The sequence below is a fragment of the Aquipluma nitroreducens genome, assembly GCF_009689585.1.
GTDB classification, from domain to species: domain Bacteria; phylum Bacteroidota; class Bacteroidia; order Bacteroidales; family Prolixibacteraceae; genus Aquipluma; species Aquipluma nitroreducens.
Genome location: NZ_AP018694.1, coordinates 958,513 through 983,702 on the forward strand (window position 1 = coordinate 958,513; position 25,190 = coordinate 983,702).

At 40.5% G+C, this 25,190-nt stretch carries 16 protein-coding genes; 7 read left to right on the forward strand and 9 right to left on the reverse strand.

Annotation, left to right across the window (positions count from 1 at the left end; genetic code table 11):
* The first annotated feature begins 16 nt into the window (after window positions 1-16).
* From AQPE_RS03965 to AQPE_RS03975, 3 genes are read left to right on the forward strand one after another with little or no spacing between them, the layout of a single operon-like run.
* Window positions 17-298, forward strand: a complete 282-nt coding sequence (locus tag AQPE_RS03965) for a YciI-like protein (RefSeq protein WP_318349752.1) — start codon at window positions 17-19, stop codon at window positions 296-298.
* Between the two features lie 38 nt (window positions 299-336).
* Window positions 337-1,170, forward strand: a complete 834-nt coding sequence (locus AQPE_RS03970) for a hypothetical protein (protein ID WP_318349753.1) — start codon at window positions 337-339, stop codon at window positions 1,168-1,170.
* Between the two features lie 51 nt (window positions 1,171-1,221).
* Window positions 1,222-2,265, forward strand: coding sequence for an agmatine deiminase family protein (locus tag AQPE_RS03975; RefSeq protein ID WP_318349754.1), 1,044 nt, complete (start codon window positions 1,222-1,224; stop codon window positions 2,263-2,265).
* Window positions 2,266-2,316: 51 nt separating this feature from the next.
* Here the strand turns inward: AQPE_RS03975 and AQPE_RS03980 are convergent, their stop codons facing one another.
* Window positions 2,317-4,047, reverse strand: coding sequence for an amino acid permease (locus AQPE_RS03980; RefSeq protein WP_318349755.1), 1,731 nt, complete (start codon window positions 4,045-4,047; stop codon window positions 2,317-2,319).
* A gap of 241 nt (window positions 4,048-4,288) precedes the next feature.
* On the opposite strand from AQPE_RS03980, the gene AQPE_RS03985 reads away from it, so the two are divergent.
* The 4 genes from AQPE_RS03985 to AQPE_RS04000 all read left to right on the forward strand — a co-directional run bounded on the left by AQPE_RS03985 (window position 4,289) and on the right by AQPE_RS04000 (window position 12,646).
* Window positions 4,289-4,828 (forward strand): hypothetical protein, encoded by a 540-nt coding sequence (locus tag AQPE_RS03985; protein ID WP_318349756.1) that lies wholly within the window; start codon window positions 4,289-4,291, stop codon window positions 4,826-4,828.
* A gap of 260 nt (window positions 4,829-5,088) precedes the next feature.
* On the forward strand, window positions 5,089-11,028 hold the full coding sequence (locus tag AQPE_RS03990; RefSeq protein WP_318349757.1) for a tetratricopeptide repeat protein: 5,940 nt from the start codon (window positions 5,089-5,091) through the stop codon (window positions 11,026-11,028).
* A 56-nt stretch (window positions 11,029-11,084) separates the two neighbouring features.
* The gene (locus tag AQPE_RS03995) at window positions 11,085-12,515 is read left to right on the forward strand and encodes a RapZ C-terminal domain-containing protein (RefSeq protein ID WP_318349758.1); all 1,431 of its coding nucleotides are present in this window, start codon (window positions 11,085-11,087) and stop codon (window positions 12,513-12,515) included.
* A gap of 2 nt (window positions 12,516-12,517) precedes the next feature.
* On the forward strand, window positions 12,518-12,646 hold the full coding sequence (locus tag AQPE_RS04000; RefSeq protein WP_318349759.1) for a hypothetical protein: 129 nt from the start codon (window positions 12,518-12,520) through the stop codon (window positions 12,644-12,646).
* An 80-nt stretch (window positions 12,647-12,726) separates the two neighbouring features.
* Here the strand turns inward: AQPE_RS04000 and AQPE_RS04005 are convergent, their stop codons facing one another.
* From AQPE_RS04005 to AQPE_RS04040, 8 genes are all read right to left on the reverse strand, one after another.
* A complete protein-coding gene (locus AQPE_RS04005) occupies window positions 12,727-13,587 on the reverse strand; it encodes a sugar phosphate isomerase/epimerase family protein (RefSeq protein ID WP_318349760.1) in 861 nt (286 codons plus the stop codon).
* Window positions 13,588-13,605: 18 nt separating this feature from the next.
* Window positions 13,606-15,183 carry a Gfo/Idh/MocA family oxidoreductase gene (locus AQPE_RS04010; protein WP_318349761.1) on the reverse strand — a complete coding sequence of 526 codons (1,578 nt, stop codon included), beginning with the start codon at window positions 15,181-15,183 and terminating at the stop codon, window positions 13,606-13,608.
* A gap of 152 nt (window positions 15,184-15,335) precedes the next feature.
* Window positions 15,336-18,149, reverse strand: coding sequence for a cytochrome c biogenesis protein CcsA (gene ccsA / locus AQPE_RS04015; RefSeq protein WP_318349762.1), 2,814 nt, complete (start codon window positions 18,147-18,149; stop codon window positions 15,336-15,338).
* A gap of 230 nt (window positions 18,150-18,379) precedes the next feature.
* Window positions 18,380-18,871, reverse strand: a complete 492-nt coding sequence (locus AQPE_RS04020) for a multiheme c-type cytochrome (protein WP_318349763.1) — start codon at window positions 18,869-18,871, stop codon at window positions 18,380-18,382.
* A 146-nt stretch (window positions 18,872-19,017) separates the two neighbouring features.
* Window positions 19,018-20,520: a cytochrome c3 family protein gene (locus tag AQPE_RS04025; RefSeq protein ID WP_318349764.1), complete on the reverse strand. Its 1,503-nt coding sequence runs from the start codon at window positions 20,518-20,520 to the stop codon at window positions 19,018-19,020.
* 65 nt (window positions 20,521-20,585) lie between these two features.
* Window positions 20,586-23,372: a cytochrome c3 family protein gene (locus tag AQPE_RS04030; protein WP_318349765.1), complete on the reverse strand. Its 2,787-nt coding sequence runs from the start codon at window positions 23,370-23,372 to the stop codon at window positions 20,586-20,588.
* A 220-nt stretch (window positions 23,373-23,592) separates the two neighbouring features.
* Entirely contained in the window at window positions 23,593-24,216 is a 624-nt protein-coding gene (locus AQPE_RS04035) for a cytochrome b/b6 domain-containing protein (protein WP_318349766.1), read from the reverse strand.
* Window position 24,217: 1 nt separating this feature from the next.
* Window positions 24,218-25,000, reverse strand: a complete 783-nt coding sequence (locus tag AQPE_RS04040) for a cytochrome c3 family protein (RefSeq protein WP_404800998.1) — start codon at window positions 24,998-25,000, stop codon at window positions 24,218-24,220.
* Window positions 25,001-25,190 lie beyond the last annotated feature (190 nt).

Here is a 25,190-nt window from a genome sequence, read left to right on the forward strand (position 1 = left end):
GAATTCAAACTACTGCATGTACTATTATATCCTATTTTACACGACCGTTGACAACTATGTCGAAAAGCGGGTTCCGTTTAGAGAAGAACATTTGAACCTTGCGCAAAAAGCCTATCAAAATGGTTCGCTGGTTATGGGCGGAGCATTGGATGATCCTGCTGATAGTGCGATGCTTATTTTTAAAGGTGACAGCCCGGAAGTTGCAACTGAATTTGCACAAAACGATCCGTATGTGAAAAACGGATTGATTACGGAATGGAAAGTTCGTCCATGGGTCGTAGTTGTAGGAAATAAATAGATTTTTCATTTAAAGATCTCCAATCACTTTCATTATAAATGAAAAAAATAATAGGAATTCTGCTATTGCTAACACAGTTTTCGTGCAGCACCCCACCCAAACCGGAAGGACTGATCCTTAAAGTGCAATACCAACCCGAAAAGACTTACCGCATATCCACCATCAGAGGTACTGAAACTGTAATTACTTATTCGGGACAACCCATTGCCATGAGAAAGCTGAAAAGCATGAACATTAAAAACCCAACCATCTCGAAGGTAAAAACGAAAAACGACACCGAATTGGAGACTGGGAAAAGTATAGCAGACCAAAGTTTTCCGGTTCGTTTGACGTACAAAAAAACAATGAGTCTCGACGGGAAAAATGAAATTCCGGAAGGCGCTGTTGTACTGGGCGAAATTTCAGGAAATCAACAGCCAACCTTCAACTCTGTTACTTCAGGCACGCTCAACAGTGAGCAAAAAGCCCAACTTTTACAAACAGTTCAAACTACTTTCGAGCAATTTAAATTTCCGGAACAGCGACTCAAAATCGGAGACCAGTTCTCTACTGATCGTCCGATGGAAATGGCAATGGAAGGTTCGACCATCGAAATAAAGGTAACCACCACTTACAAACTGCTCAGCATTAAAAACAATATGGCACAATTTGAGCTTAATCAAAGCTACCAAATGACCCCCAAAATAATGAATAACTCATTTTCAGGTAAAGGGAATGGAAAAGGGCAGCTAAGCTACGATGTTGCTAATAGCCTCATAACAGACTATTCCATCAAAACGGAAATTGAAATGAATAAAAAACTTGATTATTACGAATTTGACCTGAAAACCATAAACGAATTTAGTCAGACAACACAAATAGCTAAACAGTAGGAGAAATTCATCTTATCTTTGCCCACATAACACATCCAGAAAAACACATTTATGAGTACGATATCGCGTCGATTCCCTGCTGAATGGGAAAAACATCAGGCAACCTTATTATCATTTCCTGCTGAAGGCCGCGACTGGCCAGGGAAATACCACGCTATAAAATGGGCTTTTGTGGAAATGATCAAAAAAGTGACTGCCTACGAACCCGTTATTCTGGTTGTTCAATCGGATGAACTGCGCGAAAAAGTAGCTATAATGCTCGAACAGGCACATGTTGATCAAACTGCGGTTAGTTACATCATCAAAGATACCAACCGCAACTGGATGCGCGATTCAGGTCCCGCAATTGTAAAAACTCAGGAAGGCGGTCGCGAAGCCATACAGTTTGGATTTACTGGCTGGGCCAAATACAAAAACCACCGAAAGGATCAGGGAATTCCGGTGGCAGTTGCCGCTCATTTGGGAATTCCATTAACTCAAGCCATTTATAAAAACAAACTTGTTGTGCTTGAAGGTGGTTCCATCGATGTGAACGGCTGCGGAACGCTGATCACCACCGAAGAATGCCTCATGGATCCGGAACAACAGGTTCGCAACAAAGGTTTCAGGAAAGAAGATTACGAAAATGTATTCCGCGAATACCTGGGCGTTACAAACACCATCTGGTTAGGCGAAGGCACTGAAGGCGACGACACGCATGGCCATGTGGACGATATTTGTCGCTTTGTCAACCGGAATACTGTAATCGCCGTTCAGGAATCGAATACAAGCGATCCAAACCACCTTAAACTCGAAGCCAACCTTGAAATACTCCGGAATGCCAAACTTGAAGATGGACAAAAGCTGAATGTAGTAACCATGCCAATGCCAGGCCGTCTCGACTTCGAAGATTTGCGTTTACCTGCCAGCTATGTGAATTTTCTGGTAACGAATGGCTGTGTGCTGATGCCCACGTTTAACGATAAAAATGACTACAAAGCACTTGGAATCCTGACCGATTTATTCCCTGACCGCGATGTGATCGGGATTAATGCCGTTGATCTGGTTTGGGGATTAGGAACTTTACATTGCCTGAGCCACGAGATTGGAGCGTAATTTATAATAGTGAGGGTTTCACTTGAGGTGAAACCCTGAATATTATGAATTTTACATATTTAATGCATCTTCTTCTTTTATCCGGCTGTGTTTTGATCCATAAGAGAAATAGATTAACAGACCAACAATTAACCAGATTCCAAATCGGTACCAATTGGTTACCCCAAGTTGGCTCATCAGGCCAAGATTCGTAAGCAGCCCAAGCACCGGAATGAGTGACCATCTTTTCGCTACAGCCTTATAAGTGATAACAATTGAAACGATACAGAACGTCAGGAAAGGAAAATGATTTTTCACGACTTCAAACAAGTTAAAACCAGATCCTAAACTGGAAATATCGATCCCTGAATTCCAGACAGCAAACAAAATCACCACCCAAATGGGTAACAAGTAACGTCGGCTATCGGCATACGGAACCCGAAATCCTTTTCCATCGTGCTTTTGTTGTCCGGTCGGATTTAATACAAGGATTCCTCCTGAAACGAGAATAAAAGCGAACAGCGTTCCGATACTGGTCAGGTCGGTTACTTCAGTAAGGTTCAGGAAAAGAGAAGGAATGGCCACTACAAAACCTGTCAATATCGTTGAGAAACCCGGAGTGCGGTATTTGGGATGAAGTCGTGCAAATATGGGAGGCAAAAGTCCGTCGCGGCTCATGCTCATCCAGATTCGTGGCTGCCCAAGCTGAAAAACCAGCAAAACACTCGCCATGGCAATCACCGCGCCAGCTGCAATTACTCCGGAAAGTTTGGTCAGATGCAATTTTGTAAATACATAAGCCATCGGATCGGAAACGCCCAATTCGTTGTACGAAACCATTCCGGTTAAAACCAAACTAATTAACACATAGAGAATGGTGGTTATCAGCAGCGCATAAAACATCGACAAAGGCAAATCACGTCTTGGGTTCTTGCATTCTTCGGCAGTTGTCGAAATAGCATCAAACCCAATATAGGCAAAAAACACACCCGAAACGCCTTTCAAAACCCCACCGAGCCCGTTGGGTGCAAATGGGCTCCAGTTTTCGGGTTTCACATAAAAAGCTCCAACACCGACAACCAGCAGCAAAATGGCAACCTTCAGCAAAACAAAAAAGTCGTTTGTAATTCGCGATTCACGGATTCCACGATAGCAAATCCAGGTAATCACAAATACAATAAAAAGAGCCGGAATGTCAGCTACCAAATGGAAATTACCAATATGAGGTGCATTAGTCCAGGCCGAAAATGCATCGGCCATTTCAGGACTTAATCCGGACAAAGGAGTTCCGGCATTCATCGCATCAACTGCTGCTTGATATCCACGCGAAGCAGTTAAAAAGTCAGTTGAAAGATAGCTTGGGATATGAAATCCAAGTCCATCCATTAATCCGGTGAAATAGCCCGACCACGAAATCGCCACAGCGATATTCCCAATGGCATATTCCATGATTAAATCCCAACCAATAATCCAGGCAATCAGTTCACCAAAACTCACATAGGCATAGGTATAGGCACTTCCGCTTATGGGAATCGACGAGGCAAATTCGGCATAACACATGGCTGACAATCCGCAGGCAATGGCAGTAAAAACAAAAAGCAGCGAAACTGCAGGGCCGCCGCTGGCCGCCGCATTCCCAATGGTACTGAAAATACCGGCACCTATAATTGCGGCTACACCCAGAGCTGTCAAATCAAAGACGCGGAGTGTGCGCTTCATACCACCCGTGCTTCCAGCCAATGAGTCTGCATCACTTAAAATATGCGAAATGGATTTCTTCCGAAAGAGGTTTTCTAAATTCACCTGACAAAGTTATTTAGGACAAAAATAAAGAAAATACTACCCGATTTAGAAATTGATTTGAATTTCAAACAATATAGTTTTTGACAAAGGTAGCCTTTAAATAAGGCCAATGGATAAATAAAAAACGATATAAAATCACAACAGAGGGTTACCTTTTATGATTTTACCGAATATAGACTAGTTTTCAAGATTTAATTGTTACAAAAGAAAAACCAAATTTAATTAACCATTTTCCTGAAAAATGATTGAAAAAGTTCTGCTTAAGTTCGTAGTAATCCTGTTTTTAAGTGTTAGTCTAAATCTTTCCTCTCAATCTCAAAACCGTAATTACTTTGTTGTTAATGGGAATGTTATAGCTGAATTAAATAGCGCAAACTATAGCTCTGTACTGATAATTAAAAATAATCAGAAGAGTGTTTCTTCTCAAATACCAGGGAATGGCCGGTTCAGACTTGAACTCGAGTATAATGCAGAGTATCGGCTCATTTTTAGTAAAAAAGGCAATCAATCAAAAGCCATCGTTGTTAATACCGAAATTCCTGAAAAAGCAATAAATAATGCTTCTAATTTTTCGCATTTCCTGATGACAGTAAAACTACTTGCCGGATCACGGGATTCAGAAAATAACTATTCGGAAAATCAGATTCAACAAATTTGCTATTCGTCTCAAAAAAATTGTTTTACAGCATTACCATCCATACTCAATGCTGAATATGTTGAAAAAGGGAATTCCAATCAGGATCAAATAATCCGATCTCAGGTATACAAAGCAAAATTGTAGTGCAATAAGTTATTCCAGGCAAAAAAGTCGGCTCTGTTTGAAAAAAAATATTCGATAAATAAACAGATGCACCCGAATATCTCCAATTCAATAAAATCTATTCTTAAACGTTAACTACTAAACGGATTTTCATCACGATCTCCGCAATAAACATGGGTTCATGCTTGTCTTTTGATTGATTTGGTTATTTTTACGAGGCGATTAAGTTGTTCTGAACAATTCAATTGGCTTTAGCAATATTTCATCGAATTTAAACATATATGCAAAAGATAGGTCGGATAGTTCTGGGAGTGGTTATGATTCTTTGTCTTTTCATTCAGCTTCCATCGCTGGCGCAAAGCAAAAAATTCTTTGTCATAACCGGAAAAATAATCCCCGAAGCAGAAAGTAACGTGAATGGATCAATTGAGGTTACCAAAAACGGAAAAGAAACTTCAACTATCGACATCCCCAAAAACGGACGTTTCCGGTTCGAACTCGAATTCTTCAATGAGTTTAGTTTGACTTTCAAATATCCCGGACATTTTAATAAAATCATTATTGTTTCGACCGAAATACCTCAGGAAGTATGGCAACGGGATAATGACTTTCCTCCCTTCCCAATGATTGTTCAGTTAACAAAAGAGTTCGAAGGAATCGACAAGAGTTTCACCTTAAAACCTTCAGGAAGAATATTTTACGGAAAAGAAATTGATAACTTTGAAAAAGAAAGTTATATATCTGATCTACAATTTACAGAACAGATTGCAACTGCCAAAACTCAAGCCAATCAGGTTCAGAAAGAAGCCGCCTCAATTTCGAAAGAAAATGCTCAGGACTTAGCCGCGAAACAGAAAAATTTTGATCAGTTAATAAAAGAAGCAGATGCAAATTATCAACGAGGCGAATATCAACTGGCTTTATTGAAATATCTGGAAGCGCGTAAACTGTTTCCTGAAAAAGCCTATCCGAATGATCGTGTAGCCGAACTTCAGGATTTGGTAAAAGCGCTTGAGATTACGGAAAAACAAAAAGCAGAATTAGAACAAAAATATAAATCTGCGATTGCCAAGGCCAATGGATTCTTCGAACAAAAGAGCTACAAAGAAGCCCGGCCGATTTACGAAGAAGCATTGCAATATAAGCCGGGCGATGTCTTTTCGAACGGAAGAATCAACGAAATTGACCAGCTACTTGCCTTACTCGAAAAACAAAATCAGGTTAAAGATCTGATTGCCAATGCCGACAAAAATTACAAATCGAAAAAATACGACGAAGCAATTACTCTGTATAACCAGGCAAAACAACTGGTTCCTGAAAATCAATATCCACAGGATCAAATCAATTTGATTACCCAGGAAATGCAACAACAGGCACAGCTTGATCAACTTGAGAAAGATTTCAACCAATCCATACAAACGGCCAATACTTTAGCACAACAGAAAGACTATCTCCAAGCCTTAAACTCGTATAAAAAAGCGCTTGGATTAAAGCCCGACAGCCAGCTCGCCAAAGACAAAATAGCAGAAACAGAACTTGCACTGGTTGCTGTTGAAAACGACAAGAAATACCTTCAAGCCATTCAGCTTGCCGATCAGGCTTTAGCCAAAAACGATTTCCAAAATGCAAAAATACAATACCAGGAAGCCCTGAAAATTAAATCTGAAGCTTATCCGAAATCTAAACTTGCTGAAATTGCAGCCTCCGAATCAAAAGAAGCTGACTTCAACAATTGGGTAACCAAAGCAGAAAAGGCATTTGCTGACAATAACTTCGATGAAGCATTGAACTCATTTACCGAAGCTCTGAAATTAAAACCAACAGATACACCAGTAAAAAAACGAATTGAGGATATTCAAAGCCTGAAAAACAAGGAATCGGCTGAAAAAGAATATGCTGATTTAATTACCCAGGCCGATCAGAATTTTAACAACAATCAATTCGACGAAGCAATTACGGCCTACTACAAAGCTCTTCAAATTAAAAAGTCGGAAACATATCCGAAAGATCAGCTCAAAAAAATAGACACTTATCAATCATTGGTTAAGAAGGCAGAAAAAAGCTTCCAAACGAAAGATTATCCGGCATCGCTCATTTCCCTGAATAGCATTCTTGAGTTGAAACCAAACGACAACTATGCGGCTGCAAAAATTGCAGAAATAGAGAAAATACAATTGGAACTGAAGCAACTCAAAGAAAAGGCGAAATCCGAATTAATGGCATACAACGATGCAATCAAAGCGGCCGATCAGCTATTTACTACACAAAGTTATCCGGAAGCTATAGTTAAATACAAGGAAGCGTTGGCTATAAAGTCAACCGAAGCTTATCCGCAAAAAAGGATAACTGAAATAGAAACGATTCTCGATAAAGCCGAGAAAGAAAAAGCTCGCATCGAAAAAGAATATCAGGCTGCAATTGCTCAGGCTGACAAAAGCTTCGGGTCGAAAGACTATTCCGGTTCGCTCACTTCATACAACACTGCTCTTGTCCTGAAGCCAAACGACAGTTATGCCACTTCGAAAATTGCTGAGATACAGAAAATTCAATTGGAACTGAAGCAACTTGAGGAAAAATCGAAAGCTGAATTACTGGCTTACAACGAATTGATCAAAGTGGCTGATCAATTCTTTACGGCCAAAACCTATCCTGAATCGATAAATAAGTACAAGGATGCTCTGGCCATAAAGGCAAACGAAGACTATCCGCAGAAAAGGATAAAAGAAATTGAAAGCATCCTCGATGGAATTGAAAAAGAAAAAACACGTATCGAAAGCGAATATAAAGCCGTAATTGCTCAAGCCGACAATCTTCTTGAAAAGAAAGATTACAGCAATGCCCAGGCTGAATACCGCAAAGCGCTCGCGATAAAAGCAAATGAGGTTTATCCAAAAGACCAGATCCGGAAAATTGACGAAACCCTTGCTGAAAATCGACGTCGTGAAGAGGAAGCCCGGAAACAGGAACTGGAGAAACAGAATCTTGCATTTAATCAGGCCATGGCAAACGCCGATAAATCGTTTAGCGAAAACGATTTCAATACGGCAAAAACCGGTTATGAGACTGCTTTAAGCATTAAGCCAAACGATCCGACTGCAAAAGATAAATATGGACAAACAGAGGCAAAACTTGCCCAGCTTGCCCGAAATACCCAAGCCTACAACAAAGCGGTTACCGAAGCAAACAATAAATTAACCGCCAAACAATATCCTGAAGCCAAAGAAAAATATCAGGAAGCACTTCAGTATTTACCCGACTCGGATTATCCAAAGCGACAAGTGGCAAAAATTGATGAACTGCTGGCTCAACAGGAAGCTGAGGCTAAAACCAAACGTGAATTTGACCTGGCTGTTACTGAGGGTGAATCTTTATTTAAAAACAAAGATCTGGCAAAGGCAAAAGATGCCTTTATGAAGGCTTACAATTTAATTCCGTCAGAAGTTGTTCCGCCCAAAAGGATAAGCGAAATCAACGATTTAATTGCTCAACAGGAACGTAATGAAGCTGCCATAAAAGCGACTCTGGAAGCCTACCAAAAAGTAATTCAGCGGGCTGACAATCAATTTGGCAACAAGGAATATACCTCAGCTCAGTTGTCATACAATGAAGCATTATTGGTAAAATCGGATGAAAAATATCCACAGGATCAATTGGTTTTGATCGCAAAGCTTCTGAAAGAGCAAAACGAGCAGAATTACAAAACTGCAATTGCGAAAGCCGACAATTCGTTTAATACCAATCAGTTTGACGATGCGACAACTAACTATCAGGAAGCATTGAAATTCAAAAAAGAGGATCAATACGCCACACAAAAACTGAAAGATATTGAAAAGAAAAAGGCCGATCTTGAAGCCGAGAATAATCGGTTAAAACAATTTGAGGATAACTACAAGGCTTTAGTCGCCGATGCCGATAACGAATTGAAAAACAAAAGTTATGTTACGGCAAAAGAAAAGTACCAAAAGGCATTGACATTAAAACCAACGGATGTTTATCCTAAAGATCAAATCGCCAAGATTGACGAACAGCTAAATGAACTTCAAAAAGCAGCTGAAACGGATAAACAATATGCGCAGTTAATTAAAGATGCACAGAATGCATTTCAGGCAAATAAACTTAAGGAAGCCCGTGATTTATACCAGAAAGGTTATGACCTGAAACCGAACGAGCCGATGCCGCCAATGCGCATTTCCGAAATCGATGCGCTTCTTGCCCAACAAGAAGAAACTGCGAAACTCGCTGCCATGGAAGAAGCACAGCGACTGGCAAAAGAAAAAGCAGACCGAAATCAGTACAATAATGCTGTTGCTGCAGCTGATAAAGAATTTGCCGCAAAATTGTATACGCTTGCAAAAGTTCATTATTCCGATGCTTTGATTGCCCTACCCAACGAAAAATATCCACGGGATCAAATCGCCAAAATTGATGATTTGATTGCACAGGAATTACTGAAAAAATCACTGGCGGAACAAAAAGCCCAGCAAGATTCCATTCAAAAAGCGAAAGACAAGCTATTCGATTTAGCCATGACTTCTGCAAAAGATCATGAACAGAACAGTCGTTATGAACAAGCAATCCAGAAATACAATGATGCCATCAGCATAAAGCCTGATCAACGAACTGTGATTCAAAAACTGATCAGCGACATTCAGGATAAAATGCAACTTTTGGCTAAACAGGATGCCGAATACAAACGATTGATCAAGCTTGCTGACGGATATTTTACTGATTCGAAACTTAACGAAGCATTAACTGAATATCAGAATGCGATTAAAATTAAGGCAGATGAAGAGTATCCCGGAAAACAGATCAAGGAAATACAATCTCAACTGGCTGCTCGCGAACTGAACTATACCAATGCAATAGCAAAAGCTGACAAAGCCTACGATGCGTCTGACTGGGTAACTGCCAAGACCGGTTATACCGAAGCATTAAGTGTAAAACCCAATGAAACTTATCCTGCCAATCGCTTGAAGGATGTAAATCAGAAAATTGCCGATGCAAATCTCGCAGCCATTAGTAATTCAGCCGATAATAAAGCATATTCTGATGCTATGGAAAAGGCAGAGAAAGCGTTAAAAGAAGACCAGCTTTCTTCAGCAAAAATGCAATTTCAGACGGCACAGTCGATTAAACCCGACGAAAAATTACCAGCACAACGGATCAAAGAAATTGATTTACTGATCGATCAGCGTAATAAGGATCGTTTGGCTAACGCACAACGCGAACTCGACGAAAAATACCAGCAGGCTTTAAATGTAGCCGATAATTCGTATCGCGATAAATCATACAGCATTGCCAAACTTCAATATCAGCAGGCTTCGCTAATTAAACCTGAAGAATCGTATCCAAAAACTCAGATGGCTTTAATGGACAAATTGATGAATGAAGCCAAACCGGTTGAAACTTATGCTAGTAAACTGCCAGAAAATGAACCTGTCAAGTCAGTTAAGAAACCAATCTTCAATCCTCAGGAATCGGCTCAGGCTACTGAATCGAGAGCCCAGATGTACAATACGATTACTGACTATGACCAGGCAATCAAAAAAGCTGATGATTTATTTGGCGTGAAAGATTATACTGTAGCACGATTCTATTATTACAAAGCATCTGACATTAAACCTTCTGAAGAATATCCAAAAAAGCAGGTCGACCTGATCCGAAAACTGATCGATTCGCAACTTTCAGCTGGGGATCTTTCAGAATACGACAAGGCAATAACCCAGGCCGACAATTCCTTTTCAAGTAAGAACTATCCAATCGCTAAATTTTTCTACAACAAAGCCCTGGACATCAAATCGTGGGAAAAATATCCAAAAGACCGGATTAATGAAATTTTAGCGCTGACAAATTCACTACTTTCTGAAAAGGATGAAAAAGAATACCAGGACATAATAGCTAAAGCCGATGAGGCCTATTTTAATAAAGATCTGGCCATTTCGCGCTTCTACTATAACAAAGCTTTATCCATTAAAAGAGACGAAAATTACCCGAGAATAAAGCTAAAGGATATTCAAAAACTTATTGATCAGGATGCTCAAGATCAGGAAAATGAGCAATACCGAAATCTCGTTGACCAAGGCGATCAGGCTTTTCAACTCAAAAACTACAGCGTAGCGCGTTTTAATTACAACAAAGCGCTCACCATGAAACCGAATGAAAAGTATCCGAAAGATCAGCTTAAAAAGTTAAAAGAAGCGTTGCAAAATCAGGACAAATAATTTTACTTTAGTGAGCGGATGACTTCGAGTCACCCACTCACTCTAAAAATTTCGCTTTGGAACTAAAAATAAAAGATCAGCTATTCAGTTTGTTTGAGTCTCATTTTAAAGAAGAAGTTACCTTCTTTGAGCAGTTACCGGCATCAGGTTCATACCGCGAATATGTCAGGATAAAAAGTGTAAACCACCAGGTTATTGGTGCCTACAATCAGGATGTAAAAGAGAATCAGGCGTTCCTGGAGTTTTCGGCCCATTTCCGAAATAAGAACATTCCGGTTCCTCACATTTATGCTGTAAACAGTAACATGGATTGCTACCTTCAGGAAGATCTGGGCAACACTACCCTATTCGATTTCATCAGCAAAACCCGCGAAAATGAAGGATTTTCAATCAAAATAGTAGATGAATACAAAAAGGTTCTGCGCGAACTTCCGCGGATTCAACTGGTTGCCGGGAAAGACATCGATTACAGCGTTTGCTACCCACGCGAAGCTTTCGACAAACAATCGATGATGTGGGACTTAAATTATTTCAAGTATTATTTCCTGAAACTGGCCAAAATACCTTTCGACGAACAGGCTCTGGAAGACGACTTTCAGACTTTTAGCGACTACTTATTGGCTGTAGACAACAATGCGTTCCTCTATCGTGATTTTCAGTCGAGAAACGTGATGTTGAAAGACGGGAAAGTATATTTCATCGATTATCAGGGTGGAAGGAAAGGCGCACTTCAATACGATTTGGCTTCGCTGCTTTACGATGCCAAAGCCAATATTCCGGAGGCCGAACGCGAAGAATTACTCGAATTTTATCTGGACGAACTTAGCCAGTACAAACAGGTCAATCGCGATAAATTCAAGGCTTTATTTGGTGGCTATGTGCTGATACGAATTATGCAGGCCATGGGCGCCTATGGGTTTCGTGGTTTTTATGAGAAAAAAGAGCACTTCCTGAAAAGTATTCCATTTGCACTCAAAAATCTGGAAACACTGCTTGCCAAAAATACAATCCAGGCCAAGCTTCCCGAATTATTTAAGGTACTGAAAGCTGTTACTGAATCGGTGTTCCTGAAAACGATCAGTCCGTCGAATGACCGGTTAACCGTGCGTGTCAGTAGCTTTTCGTATAAAAAAGGCATTCCGCACGATCCCTCAGGAAATGGTGGAGGATTCGTCTTCGATTGCCGTGCCATTCACAATCCGGGTCGTTACCTTGAATACAAACACCTTACTGGAAAAGACCCGCAGGTTCAGAAATTTCTCGAAGAAAAATCGACTATTGCCAGCTTTATGGAATCAGTTATCAGCCTGGTATCGCAATCGGTTGAAGTTTATTCGTCCAGAGGGTTTTCGCATTTATGTGTGAGCTTCGGATGCACCGGAGGACAGCATCGCTCGGTATATGCAGCCGAAAAATTAGCCGAATACCTTCGCAACAATTATCCGGTTACGGTTGTTTTACAGCACGTCGAACAGGATAAAATATAGATATGTCGAAAACGCAGTGTAAAAACGAAGATTACAAGGAAAAAGACGATGCCAAATACGTTTGCAAACGTTGCGAGCGGAAAGCAAAAAAAGAAGACAAACTGTGTAAACCAAAGAAGATAAAAGACTGAGTTTATCGTAAGAAGAAATTTCATCTAAATAAAACGAGGTAAGTTATTCACCTGCCTCGTTTTTATTTTATTCATACGGACTATATTTTCTTCAGGAATTCGGCGCTGTCTTTAAAGGTTGGCGGGTCCATTTCCACGAAAATATTTTTTACGCCACCCACAATGGCAGCAGCAAAAAAGTCTTTCCAATCCACAATCCCTTGCCCTATAGCTACCTGTTCTTTTTTAGTGGCAGACCAGTCGGCCAAATGGGCCGATATAAACCTTCCGGGGTATTTTCTGAAATAATCGGCAGCCTTGTATCCAATATTCACAACGGCAACCTGGGATTGCATTTTCACCAGCGCCGGATCGAGCCTTTCGAGCATGGCATCATAAATCAGCTCGTCGCCCCGCTTTTCGAACTCCATGTGGTGATTGTGGTATCCGAGCTGTAACCCGGCGGCCTGCACCTTGCGACCAATAATATTTAGCTCGTCGCATCCTTTGCGGTAATCGTCAACCGAAGCGCCATCGGGCAGCCACAAGCTTGAACAAATCATCTGTCTCATGCCCATTTGCTGCGCCCACTCAATTCGGTTATCCAAATGGTCGCGCAATTCGCCCATGCCGTAATGTGAGCTGGTGCATTTCAGACCGGTATCCTCAATCATTTTCCGAAGTTCAGTTCCGCTCAGGTTATTGAATTTCTCAAACGGAGTTCCGGTGTAGCCCAGCGGAGAGCACATTTCAACTTCAGAATAGCCCATTCCCGCCATTTTTTTCAAGGTTCCAGAGAAGTCGTTGCCCAGCTCATCGCGAAGCGTCCAAGTCTGAAATCCAAATGCTAATCTTTGTTTAGAGTCGGCAGCTGTCGCTTTCGGCAAAATAGCATTCAGTAAAGCCATGGAGCCCAATGCTGCTCCACCCGCTTTTATAAAGTTTCTTCTGGTTAAGTTCATATCTTTCCGTTTTAAGGTCTAAATCGAATCGATATTCCAACCCGACCGATAGGCACGTTGCAGATAGTTGTTCGCAGCATCGTTATTGGTAATTTTCAACTGCGAGGCGTCATAGCGTAGGGTTTTGTTTGTTCGCAAAGCTGCTGCGTACAAATTGACGGCTTCGGTAATTGGCCAGGCCTGGCGGAAATTACCCTCAATTTGCTTACCGGTTTTTATTCCCTCCACAAACCGCTGCACTCCAGGTTGCTTGGTTGCCCCGGCTGCCACCGAAACTTCTTCGGCTTTTTTCACTTCTCCTGAAAGCAAATAGGGCTTTTCAACCGTAAATGCAGATGACATGATGATTCCCTTGTCGCCAACGAACATCATTCCTTCATCCGGAAAATCGATGTTTTTATCGTAGAATTCCTGTGGTGTCGGAGGTTTCATTCCGCCATCGTACCACACCAGGTCAACTGCCGGGCGGTTGCCTTTGGCCGGATATTTAAACCGAACTGTACTGGCAAACGGGAAAGCAAAATCATTCTCAATCTGGTAAGCTGTTGCATCAGTCTGCAAATCGCAAACATGGCTTCTATTTGGCTCAATAATGGTTGGGTTTTCTAGTTCCAGCGCGTTGAAAACAGTCCACAAGCTATAGTGACCCATATCGGCCATCGAGCCGCCACCAAAGTCGTACCAACCGCGGAAAACCATATTGGTATAATACGGATGGTACGGGCGATCGGCTTCGGGCCCAACCCACAAATCCCAATCGAACCCATCAGGAACGGTGGGTTTTTCGGCAGGTACTTTGGCGTATTGCGGCCATACCGGGCGGAACGACCAGTTGTGTACTTCCTTCAAAGTCCCGATTACACCGCCGTTGATCCATAACATGATCTGATCCATATTTCCGTTGGTGTCCCAGGGAATGAGGTGAGTAATTACGTTCGAGTTCCGGGCAAAATCAATCACTTTCCGGCCTTCGAGCAGGCGGTTCGAAATGGGTTTGTGCATGGTAACCGCAATATTGCGCTTCATAGCAGCCATCGCAATCAGTCCGTGCAAATGATCCGGCGTCATAACTTTAACGGCATCCAGTCCTTTTTCTTTTTCGAACAGTTCCCTGAAATCGGCATAAGCACGGCAGGCTTTGTATTTCTGATCGGCCCTTTGTTTGGCATAAAACCCATCAACATATTCCTGAGCATTGTCGCGACCTCCGGGAATGGTGTTGTTTCCGCCTGTAGTCCAGTTCGGATTACCAATAGCCTTGCGAATCTGGTCGCGTAGTGATTCGGGGTCCCAATCGTAATAATTGATCGCTTTTTTCTGCGGATCGCAAACCGCTACAATTTGTATTTCAGGAAGGTCGAGCATTCCTTGCATTTCGCGCAATCCCTGCGTTCCGCAACCAATGTAGGCCAGGTTGATTTTATCGCTCGGCGCAACAAAACCTGCTCCACCCAATACGTGCCTTGGGATTAAAGTTACTCCAAGTGCAGCGGTTGTTACTCCGCCAATAAATTTTCTGCGATTGATGGCGTTGGATAATTCAGTTTCAGCCGCATTGACTGAAGTTTGCTTGTTTGAATTCATTTCTTCATTCATCGTGATTAGGTTTAGACTTGTTTGATCCTCTAAAATTAGGGAAAGATTTCGATCAAACGCCTGATTTACTTCACAATGTTTTGAAGAAGAGGGGCATAAAAAAAGTCCACCGCCTTTTGAAGCAATGGACCTTTTCGTATCGTTGTAATTTTCTATTCCTGAACATCATCCGGATCTGAAATATCTCCATTCTTTTGCTCTGCTCTTCGGGCAAAGATAATCAAGGCAATAACAACCACAATGGCCACATACAAGCCACTTGGAATTGGAGGTGGATCGCCTGCTCCGTATGAGTGCATTCCGGATAAGTAATAATTCACCCCAAAGAAAGTCATCAAGACAGAACTCAAACCGACCAGGGCAAGGCTATTTAAAGCGAAAGTGCTTTTTAATCCAGGAACTTTCCGGAGGTGCAGAATAATGGAATAAACTAAAACGGTAACCAATGCCCAGGTTTCTTTCGGATCCCATCCCCAATAGCGGCCCCATGATTCGTTGGCCCAGACACCGCCAATAAACGAACCAATGGTAAGCATAAACAGCCCAATAATCAATGCCATTTCAACGATGTAAGAAACTTCAAGAATGGTAAAACTGATTTTTTGATTATTCTTTTTGTTTCGCAAAATCATCAGCACCAAATTTAGCATTCCGAGCAATGCTCCCATGCCCAGAAAGCCATAACTGGCGGTAATAATGGCCACATGAACCACCAGCCAATACGATTTCAGTACTGGAACCAAATTGGTTATTTCCGGGTTCATCCAGCTCATTCCAGCCACAAAAAGGATAATGGCAGCCAAAAGCGTAGTTACAGCCAAAGTTATCGGCGACCGTTTCAGGAAAATGAAACCTGACAAGCTGGTTGCCCAACCCACATAAATCATGGTTTCATACCCGTTGCTCCATGGTGCATGACCCGAAATGTACCAACGGGCAAGCAATCCGAGCGTATAGCAAAGAAAAGCTACTGCAATAAGTATCGTTCCAATAGTGATGTATTTCGATAATCCTTTGCCTGACTTGAAAATCAGCATAAAATGCAGTACCAGTAAAACAAACCCCAGTAAAGCATATATTTTGGCAAGCTTGCCGAAAATATTCCATTCGTTATAAAATATCTCCATACTGATTTTAGTGGACGAAGGCATAATATCGGCCCCATAAGTGCGCTGGAATTTTTTGATGTAACCTAAATTTTCGTCAGATTTCGACCAGTTGCCCGAAGTTTCAGCTTCATCAACGCTCTGATAATAAAGGCTCAGAATGTTTCGTGCAAAATCAACCTCTTCTTTCTTTGCCGTTTCCGGAAATGTTGAAGAGGTTACCCAAGTTTTGCGTTGATCGTTCGGAACCGGGAAAATCTTTAAAAAATCACCTTTGAAAATCTCGTAGCAGATATTTACGCGTTCATCAACATTCATAACTTCCTTGTCAAGCTTATTCCGCAACGTTTGCTTCTTGTTGTAGGCCTGCTGAACCATGTCATTCAACCGGTAATTTCCGGCATCATCAAACATTTGCCTGAACGAAACAAATCCGCCGGAAGCGCCTAAAGTCTTAGCTAAATCAGGATGACCAACTTTTACCAGCGGTACAACCTTCCATTTGTCGGGATTGGCGCTCATTTCAAGGAAGAATTCGACAGCCGACATACCATCCCAATTATCAGTTTTAGCGATTTTCCGCAATAAATCAGATGCCAGTGTACTCACAGGTTCAATACGCCCCTGATGGTCCTGAACCAACAATTCGCCAAAAGCATCGATGTGTTTTTTCTTTGCTGCCGAATTTCCTGCTGCAAAAGCAGAATTACTTGTCAGGCTTAATCCGGAAAGGAGAATCCCCACAAAAAATAGTTTTACAATTTGGCGTTGTGCCTGAAGATTCGAACTTAGGCGAACCAACTTCTGAAACCGGCTATTTTTACTAAAAACAGTAAATACCATTCCTAAAGCCATGAAAAAATAACCCAGATATGAAATTAATGTTCCCCAATAATCCTGATTAACTGAAAGAACAGTTCCTTTTTCATCCTGATCGAACGAAGACTGAAAAAAGCGGTATCCTTCGTATTTCAGGATGTTATTCATGAAAATACGGAACGGACGTTCGATCGAAGCGCCCGGATCTTTAAGGGTGATTTCACTTGCATAGGATGAAGGACTCATTGAACCCGGATAGCGTTCAAGCTGAAAGTCGCGAAGATGAATGCTGAAAGGCAATTCGCGCACTACAGAGCCATAAGCAATACTCAAATTAATACCGTTTATTGTTACAACTTCAGGCTGCGAAACTGCGCCATTGCGCCCAAAAACATTCACTTTGCGGGTTTCGTTTCCTGAAGTGATTATAGCCGTAAAAGCATCTAATCCGGTTTCTCCGGAGCTTGCAGGCATTTGAACCAATGACGGCTGAGACATTCCACTTGCATCAGGAACCGAAGTTTCCGTTGCATTTGGAACAAATATCTCATTTTCAACTGTTAGTTTCTTTCCATCAATCTCGATTGTTTCTTTATAGTAATTGCTGGTATTCGGCGTAAATTTTACCTTGGTAAGGTTTCTTACTTCATGGTTATTTACACTAGCTTTCAAATCGATGTATGAGGCTTCGGAAACGACCTGATTGGTCGATTCACCTTCACGAATGTGCATACTTCCTTCAAACCCAAAATAGCGTGTAACACCAGCTCCAATAATAATCAGGATAAATGCCAGATGGAACATCAGGATAGCCCATTTCTTCCTATTTATAAGCTTATACCTGACGACACTTCCTGCCAGATTAATAACTCCGACCAAAAGCAGCAATTCGAACCACCAGGCCTGATAAATCAAAGCCTGGGCAGTGTCGGTGCCGTAATCATTTTCGATGAATGTTGCATAGGCAATTGAGATGGCAAACATCATCAAAAGCAATACAGTAAAGAACATTGAGGAGATAAAAGAAACTATTTTTTTCATCTGTCGATAATTCGTTTTTCAATTGCCAGATGGAACCCGCCATATTAGTCATCCTCGTGTGTGAGAATATCACTCTCATGGTTCGTTTCATTTAGCGACCATTTTCAATAAATAACAACTCTTAAGTATAACAACTTGAACAGAACAAAAAATGACCTATCCTTCAAAAAAAACTCCTTTGCTTTAAAGTTAAAACAAAGGAATTTTTTTGAATCGGACAGAACCCTCACTTATTTTGTTGTCGGATCGTCGTGTGCTATTTTAGCCACATATTCCTTATAGTTAAATCCTTTGTAATTAGGACTTTCTTCGTTGTGGCATTTTTTACATACTTTTTCGTCTGGCATAATCATACCTTTCGACATTGCTAAAGTCTTGTCTTTCATAACTGTAGCAACTTTGTAAGCGCTACCTGCACCGTGGCATGATTCACATGAAACGCCTTCAGCAACAGTAATAGTAGCAACTAAAGCCTGATTTGCACCAGCAGCAGTTGAGTGACATTTCAAACATTTTGGATTTGTAGCATCAGCACCCTTCAGGCTTTCCATAGCTTTAGCGTGTTTACTGCTCGCCCATTTGTTGTACTGTTCGCCTTTCTCGGCCTTGTTGTGACACATTTTACATTTCGCGGCGCCAACATATTTGAAATCTTCAGCGTTTACTATGCCAACGGTAAGAAATACCATTCCAAGTAAGAAAATAATTTTTTTGTAGTTCATAGTTGCAAGTGTTTAAATGATTAAAAATATTTTCAATGTTTTACTAATTCAATTTAGATGCCAGAAAAATATTCCGCCTAACAAAAATGCGTTTAATTTTCGTCAGCACAAAAAAAAAAGACTTAATATTTGTCAATAGTCCCAGCCTAATAAAGCTGCGAATGACAACTTGAACAGAGCTCTGTTTTCCAGGCATCATCGATATCAACAGGGTGTTTAAATTCAAGTGGTTGCATCGAATTCGAATATTCCATTTCTCCTGGTTTTCCCTGAGCAAGAATTGTATGGCATAAATTGCAATCCTTCGAAATGACTTTCCCTTGTTCTGTCGCGTGGCGATCGTTGTGGCAACGGAAACAACCATCAGATTCCATATGCCCGATGTTGTTCGGATAGGATTTCCAGCTTGATTTCATGAACGGGAAAATATTCTTTGAATACCCGTTTTGTATCTCTACAATGGCCGCTTCAATGTCTCCTTTCTTATCCGTTAACAACGCAGGATTACTTGCAGTATAAAATTCTGTAACCTGATTCCGGATAGCTAAAAAAGCGGAATCCTTGGTCGAATAATCCTTATACAAGATTTTCATTGCGATTTGTTTAATCCCCGGCAATTCTTTTGATATCTTTCCTTCGCTCAACGATTGATCGACGAAACTTTGCGGAGTGCGGTAATTATGCGCCGGCCGGTTGTGACAATCCAGACAATCCATCACCCGCGTCTCTAAAGAGTCTAATTTCGCCTGACTGAGCGGATTCTCATTATCCGTAAAGATTTCGCTAACACCGGTTTTAATATTGGTGTACTTTACCCAAGGAATCACCTGACGGTTAGCCGAAGTTGTTTTATATTCAATCCTTACATCAGGACTAATATGCTGATGAATGCCTCTTTGAAATCCGGCTGGAGTCATTTTCGAACTTGTTTTAAGCTGAAGGCTGATGGTTTCTTCCGTATTGGTATCATCGGCCAGATAAGATTGTTTAGTCCTCAGCTTTCCATCGTAAAATTTCTCGGGCCAGTGACACTGCTCACAAGTTTCCCGGGCAGGGCGCAAATTCGAAATTGGAGTTGGTATTGGAGTTGGATATTTTTTAGCCAAAACAGAATACACCTGATACATACCCGACATTTTACTTTTTACATACCAACTGGCACCTGACCCAACATGACATTCAACACAGGCAACACGTTCATGCGCCGAACCGTGGTAAGTCGTATATTCAGGTTCCATTACCTGATGGCACAGTTTTCCGCAGAATTCAACCGATTCGGTATAATGAAACGCTTCATAACTACCAACCGAAGAAATAATAAGCAGGAACATTGTCCCAAAAACAAATATGATTGAGGCATTCCTTGTCGCTACATTATTGAAATTAATAATAGGCCAATCTTTAGGTTCACCCAATTGGTCAGCCTTTCTTCCTTCTTTTCTGTGCATCCGCATACCAATTGGGATCATCAATAATCCAACAATCATAAATGCAGGCAAAACCATGTAGATAAATAGCCCTATATAAGTTCCTCCAAAATCAAAAACCCAATTCAAGATCACTAATGAAAAAATAGTAGTCAAATTGAAAACAGCGATTACCGCTCCGGAAATCGAAACCCAATTCTTAATCGACGATGGTAATTTCATAGTGAATGTTTTTATTATTTATCGAAATAAGCAAAAACAACAATGTTAATCCAAAGTACTGTTTATTAATGGAAAAGCAAAGAGTAAATAATAAAAATGACTTGAATAATTCCGGTGAACAGGAATACGAACCCAAAGAACTTAATGACTTTCATTCGTCGTGGAGAAATCTCAGATTTCGCTGTAACTTCCTGCAATCTTCCCGACTTTTCAAGTTCCTCGAACTCACGTGGACGATCTTCTTTGTACTCATCAGCATGAACTGTTCCGGTGAAAATAACCGTGTCCATCGGGAAGGCTTCAGGACGAAGATGGGTATTAAAGAAATGGATCGTGAAAATAAATCCAACGGCCAAAAGAGCTTCGTCGCTGTGAATGATCTGGGCTACATTGATTAACCAACCTGGTAGAAATTTAGTAAATAAAACAGGGAACCAAAGAACCAAACCGGTTGAGCCAATAACCACAACCCCCCAGAAAACAGCCATATAATCAAATTTCTCCCAATAAGTCCATTTCCCATATGATGGCCGAGGCCCTTTTCCTACAAACCATTTGATCGAAGCCACAAAGTCTTTAACATCCTGACCATTAAACATGAGTGAGTTCTTTGCAAAAACAAACTCCATCAGGCTTAATCCTTTTTCAGCTTTCAGCTTAAACAATGAATACACATGATAGAAGAAATATCCGAAAGTAATGACGGCAGCAATACGATGAAGGATTCCAGCATTATAAGCTCCACCAAGAAATTTAACGAAGAATTTAGCCCAATCCATAAAAGCGAACTTGAGCAACATGCCCGTAAAAGCAAGGGTTAAGAAGCTGATAATTACAAAAATATGAGTTATACTCTGGCTTTTAGTGAATCGCCTGACATAAACTTTATTACTACCATCCTTAGCATGTTCTTTTTTCTTTCTCATGGCATGAATCGACCTTGGAAGCCATAAAAGAGTGTGGGTTCCAAAGAAGATGAAAACACTAACCAACAATCCGGTCATTGCCCAGAAAGTATAATACAGCCATGGAAATTTAGCTTTATTGTTATGCGTTGCATGAGTTAGATACCCGGTAAATTTCTTGCTGGCGTCAGCGTGACATTTCTGACAAGTAGCAACAATATTTTCAGGACTAACCTGCGATTTTGAATCTTGAATTTTGTAAATATTGTGCGCCCCATGGCAATCGGAACACCTTGCTGCCTGCAAATAACCCAATTGGTAAACTTTACCGTGATAGGTTTCCAGATAAGTTTCAGCAAGTTTCTCATGGCATTTACCACACTGGGTGGTAATTTCGGCCATAAATTTATCTTTGTGTACTTCCGAAATATTATGAGCTGTGTGGCAAGTTTCGCAAGTCGGATATTTCAAATCTCCTTTACCATCCCGATAAGCATGGTCACTGGCAATGTACTGGTCATAAATACCCTTATGGCATGATCCGCATGTTGCAGCAATGTTCTTCGGATTCACTGAAGACCTTTCATCCGACTGTTTCAAGTTGAAGTGTGTGGTGTGACAGTCGGTACATACAGCAGCCGAAAGCAATCCTTTTTCAGCTAAACTTCGTCCATGTACACTTTGTGAATAATCGTGTAAAGCATCAACCTCCGTCAGGTTTGTTCCCTGAACCGCTTTACCTGTTTTATTGTGACATTCGCCGCAAAGCTTTGGAATATTTGCCCTGAAAGTCCGTGAACTTTCGTCGGTTTTTGGTTTTACAAAATGTGATCCATGACAATCAGTACAATAAGGTGCATTTTCTTTTTTATTGAAATAGGCCTGTCCATGTCCGCTCTTGAAATAAATATCAGATTCCTCAGCATGGCAAGCAGAACAGTCAACCTTTCCAGCCGTTTCGCATGGGCGGGAAAGATGAATAGTTACGTCGGAATGACATTTTACACAAGTAATATTTTTATGGGTTGAAGCTGCCAATTCGCCAACTTCAACTTTAAGGGAAACAACTTTATTATTTACCGTTTTGTGTGTGTCAGCATCTGAATGGCACTTCAGACAGGAGTTGTCAGAAATAGTCGAAATTAAATTCTTCAGCTCAACTTTATGAGGTGGGTGGCACGATGTACAAGCGGGAATAGCACCCGGTTTTTTCTCCCACAATTCCTTATTAATCACTTTGGTATGCACATCTTCAATTCGTGCATGACATTTCATACAAGTCGCGGCAATGTTCTTGGGCGAAATGCTCGAAGACACATTGGTATGTGGCAAGATGAGGTGATTTCCATGGCAATTGTTACAGGTTGCTGAAACAATCAACCCTTTTTTGTACAAACCCTGTCCATGAATACCCTCGCTGTAATTTTCAAGAATATTGTGTTCCGAAATATTGTAATTCTTTGCAACCGGAGCCCCTTCTCTGTGACACGACCCACATAAAACAGGAATATTCATCTTATAGGTCCGTGATTCAGGTTGATCTGATTTTAAAATATCATGCGTTCCATGACATTCCTTACAGGTAGGCGCAAACTTTTCATTGGCTAAAAACGCCCGACCATGAACTCCCCTGAAATACTTATCTTTTGCATCTTCGTGACAAATTCCACAATTAACCGGTTTAAGATTTTCAGGGTGGGGGAAATCCTTTACAGCAGCATCGGTGTGACATGCAGCACATTCAACATTTTTATGTACCGAGTGCTCAAGTGCATTAGGTTTTATATAAAGAGAAACCTTTTTACCAGCCCTTGTTGTACTTAGCGTTGCATCATCGTGGCACGACAAACAATCGTCATTGGTTTGAGCCGATAATCTGGATACCGATACTAACAGTAAAAAAGCAAGTAAAAAAATTCGGCGCGATTTTTTAAGTATCAAAAACATTTCGCCCAAATTGATATTAGCATGTGATTTGGAAATATTGAAATCACAATTTTCAACAGATTTTCGCAAAACAAAAAGCTTATAATTCTCTCTCATATCTCTTCTCGTATATAAGCATCAAAAGTCCTCAAAATCTAAACTTTATCCTATATCCCAACCGATGATATTTGTCAATTCATTCAAGCATAATTTAAACACAAGCCGAATACTCATTCAAGCACTAATGTGCTTGATGCCAGCCATTAATAATACTTTTAAAATTTTCGATTGGTGATTTTCCAATTGAAGCAATATACAAATGGATAATTAAGAAGATGGAAATAAAGAATCCCATAGCAGAATGAAGAATTGCAGTTACGAAAACTCCACTGAAAGTATAAACTTTATCAATAATGATTTCAGGAAATAAAAGTGCAATACCTGTAACAATTACAACTGGAACTGCCATGTACATTACAATAATATAAATATACTTCTGAAGCGGATTAAATTTTCTTTTCTCCGAGATTGGGAAAGGTGCTTTCATCCCATGAAACATACCCCAGGCGTAGTAGATTGCCTGTTTAATCGGTTTCTTTAAAAAGCCTTGAGGTTTAATAATGTAGTACTTACCATTGGATGTTACCATATTCCCAATAAAATAAATAAGGTAGCTGAGAGCAACAACAGTCCCAGCGATGTTATGAATATTTACAATCATATTAAAACCAACAATTTGAGCTGATTCAATACTCGATTGCATTGAAATACCGGTAAAAATTAAAGTAATAATACCTAAAGCATTAAATGCGTGCCAGATACGTAACCATACTGGATAAAAATATATTTTTTCAGTTGCCGACATACTATTTCTTTTTTAAAATTCTGAAAACACTATGTATTACTATACCTACCAAAGTGAGTATGAAAATGATAATACTTGCTAACTTTAAAATTGGACTTTGATGAGACCCGATGACGTAAGATTCATTAGCTAAAACCGTGTTTAAATCACCCTTTTCAGATCGTTTTTGCAAATTCTGATACTTATACAATGATGCTTTCAACCTTGAATTTGCAGAGTGACATTCAACACATTTCCGTAAAGCTTTTTCCTTTGGTAAAATATCGTGCGATACCATCAAACTATCAACAACTTCAGTATGACACTCGATACACCGAACATGCTGAAAATGCAATTCCTGATTGGGTAACCATTCGTGAATCTGAACTAATTTAGGATTATCGTGTCCAGAGACCAATTTGTATTTTTTCATGTCGTTGTGGCACGAAAGACACATTTTATTGCTATAGTCAACGATTTCAAGTACGTTATCACTTGTTCGGGCAGTAGCCCTGTAAGTATGCTGACTATGACATTTTGTACAGGTGAAATTATCACCATATGCTTTATAATGTACGCTCTTCTTAAATTCTTCATCAATCCGCTCGAATTGATATTTTGCAAATGAGGCATCGCCACCATGACAATCGAGACAGGTACTTAATGGCTCAAGTTTTAAATTGGCCTGATGTGGGTATGTTCCGTACTCCGAAGAATGGCAATCGGTACAATCAAATTGTTTATGTACACCCGAAGTCATTGCAACTGTGTCGAGAATATAATATGGATTCATCAATCTTTTCATCTCCAAATTGGTAACAGTGTTATGGAATGAATACGATTGCTGTGAATGGCATTTTAAACAGGGATGATGTACTGCATTCTGATAAGACTGAGCATTCAAACTGAACGAAATACAATATATAAATATTGAAACTAATAGTACTAACCGATATTTCATCTGTTTATAATTTGTTTTTTAATTGCCAGATGGA

Excerpts from the sequence above, each read along its gene's own strand:
- AQPE_RS04030 (WP_318349765.1), bottom strand. The coding sequence starts at position 23,372 with ATGTTTTTGATACTTAAAAAATCGCGCCGAATTTTTTTACTTGCTTTT.
- AQPE_RS04040 (WP_404800998.1), bottom strand. The coding sequence starts at position 25,000 with ATGAAAAGATTGATGAATCCATATTATATTCTCGACACAGTTGCAATG.
- AQPE_RS04000 (WP_318349759.1), top strand. The coding sequence starts at position 12,518 with ATGTCGAAAACGCAGTGTAAAAACGAAGATTACAAGGAAAAAGACGAT.
- ccsA (WP_318349762.1), bottom strand. The coding sequence starts at position 18,149 with ATGAAAAAAATAGTTTCTTTTATCTCCTCAATGTTCTTTACTGTATTG.
- AQPE_RS03985 (WP_318349756.1), top strand. The coding sequence starts at position 4,289 with ATGATTGAAAAAGTTCTGCTTAAGTTCGTAGTAATCCTGTTTTTAAGT.
- AQPE_RS04020 (WP_318349763.1), bottom strand. The coding sequence starts at position 18,871 with ATGAACTACAAAAAAATTATTTTCTTACTTGGAATGGTATTTCTTACC.
- AQPE_RS03990 (WP_318349757.1), top strand. The coding sequence starts at position 5,089 with ATGCAAAAGATAGGTCGGATAGTTCTGGGAGTGGTTATGATTCTTTGT.
- AQPE_RS04005 (WP_318349760.1), bottom strand. The coding sequence starts at position 13,587 with ATGAACTTAACCAGAAGAAACTTTATAAAAGCGGGTGGAGCAGCATTG.
- AQPE_RS03965 (WP_318349752.1), top strand. The coding sequence starts at position 17 with ATGTACTATTATATCCTATTTTACACGACCGTTGACAACTATGTCGAA.
- AQPE_RS03975 (WP_318349754.1), top strand. The coding sequence starts at position 1,222 with ATGAGTACGATATCGCGTCGATTCCCTGCTGAATGGGAAAAACATCAG.
- AQPE_RS04010 (WP_318349761.1), bottom strand. The coding sequence starts at position 15,183 with ATGAATGAAGAAATGAATTCAAACAAGCAAACTTCAGTCAATGCGGCT.
- AQPE_RS04035 (WP_318349766.1), bottom strand. The coding sequence starts at position 24,216 with ATGTCGGCAACTGAAAAAATATATTTTTATCCAGTATGGTTACGTATC.
- AQPE_RS03970 (WP_318349753.1), top strand. The coding sequence starts at position 337 with ATGAAAAAAATAATAGGAATTCTGCTATTGCTAACACAGTTTTCGTGC.
- AQPE_RS04025 (WP_318349764.1), bottom strand. The coding sequence starts at position 20,520 with ATGAAATTACCATCGTCGATTAAGAATTGGGTTTCGATTTCCGGAGCG.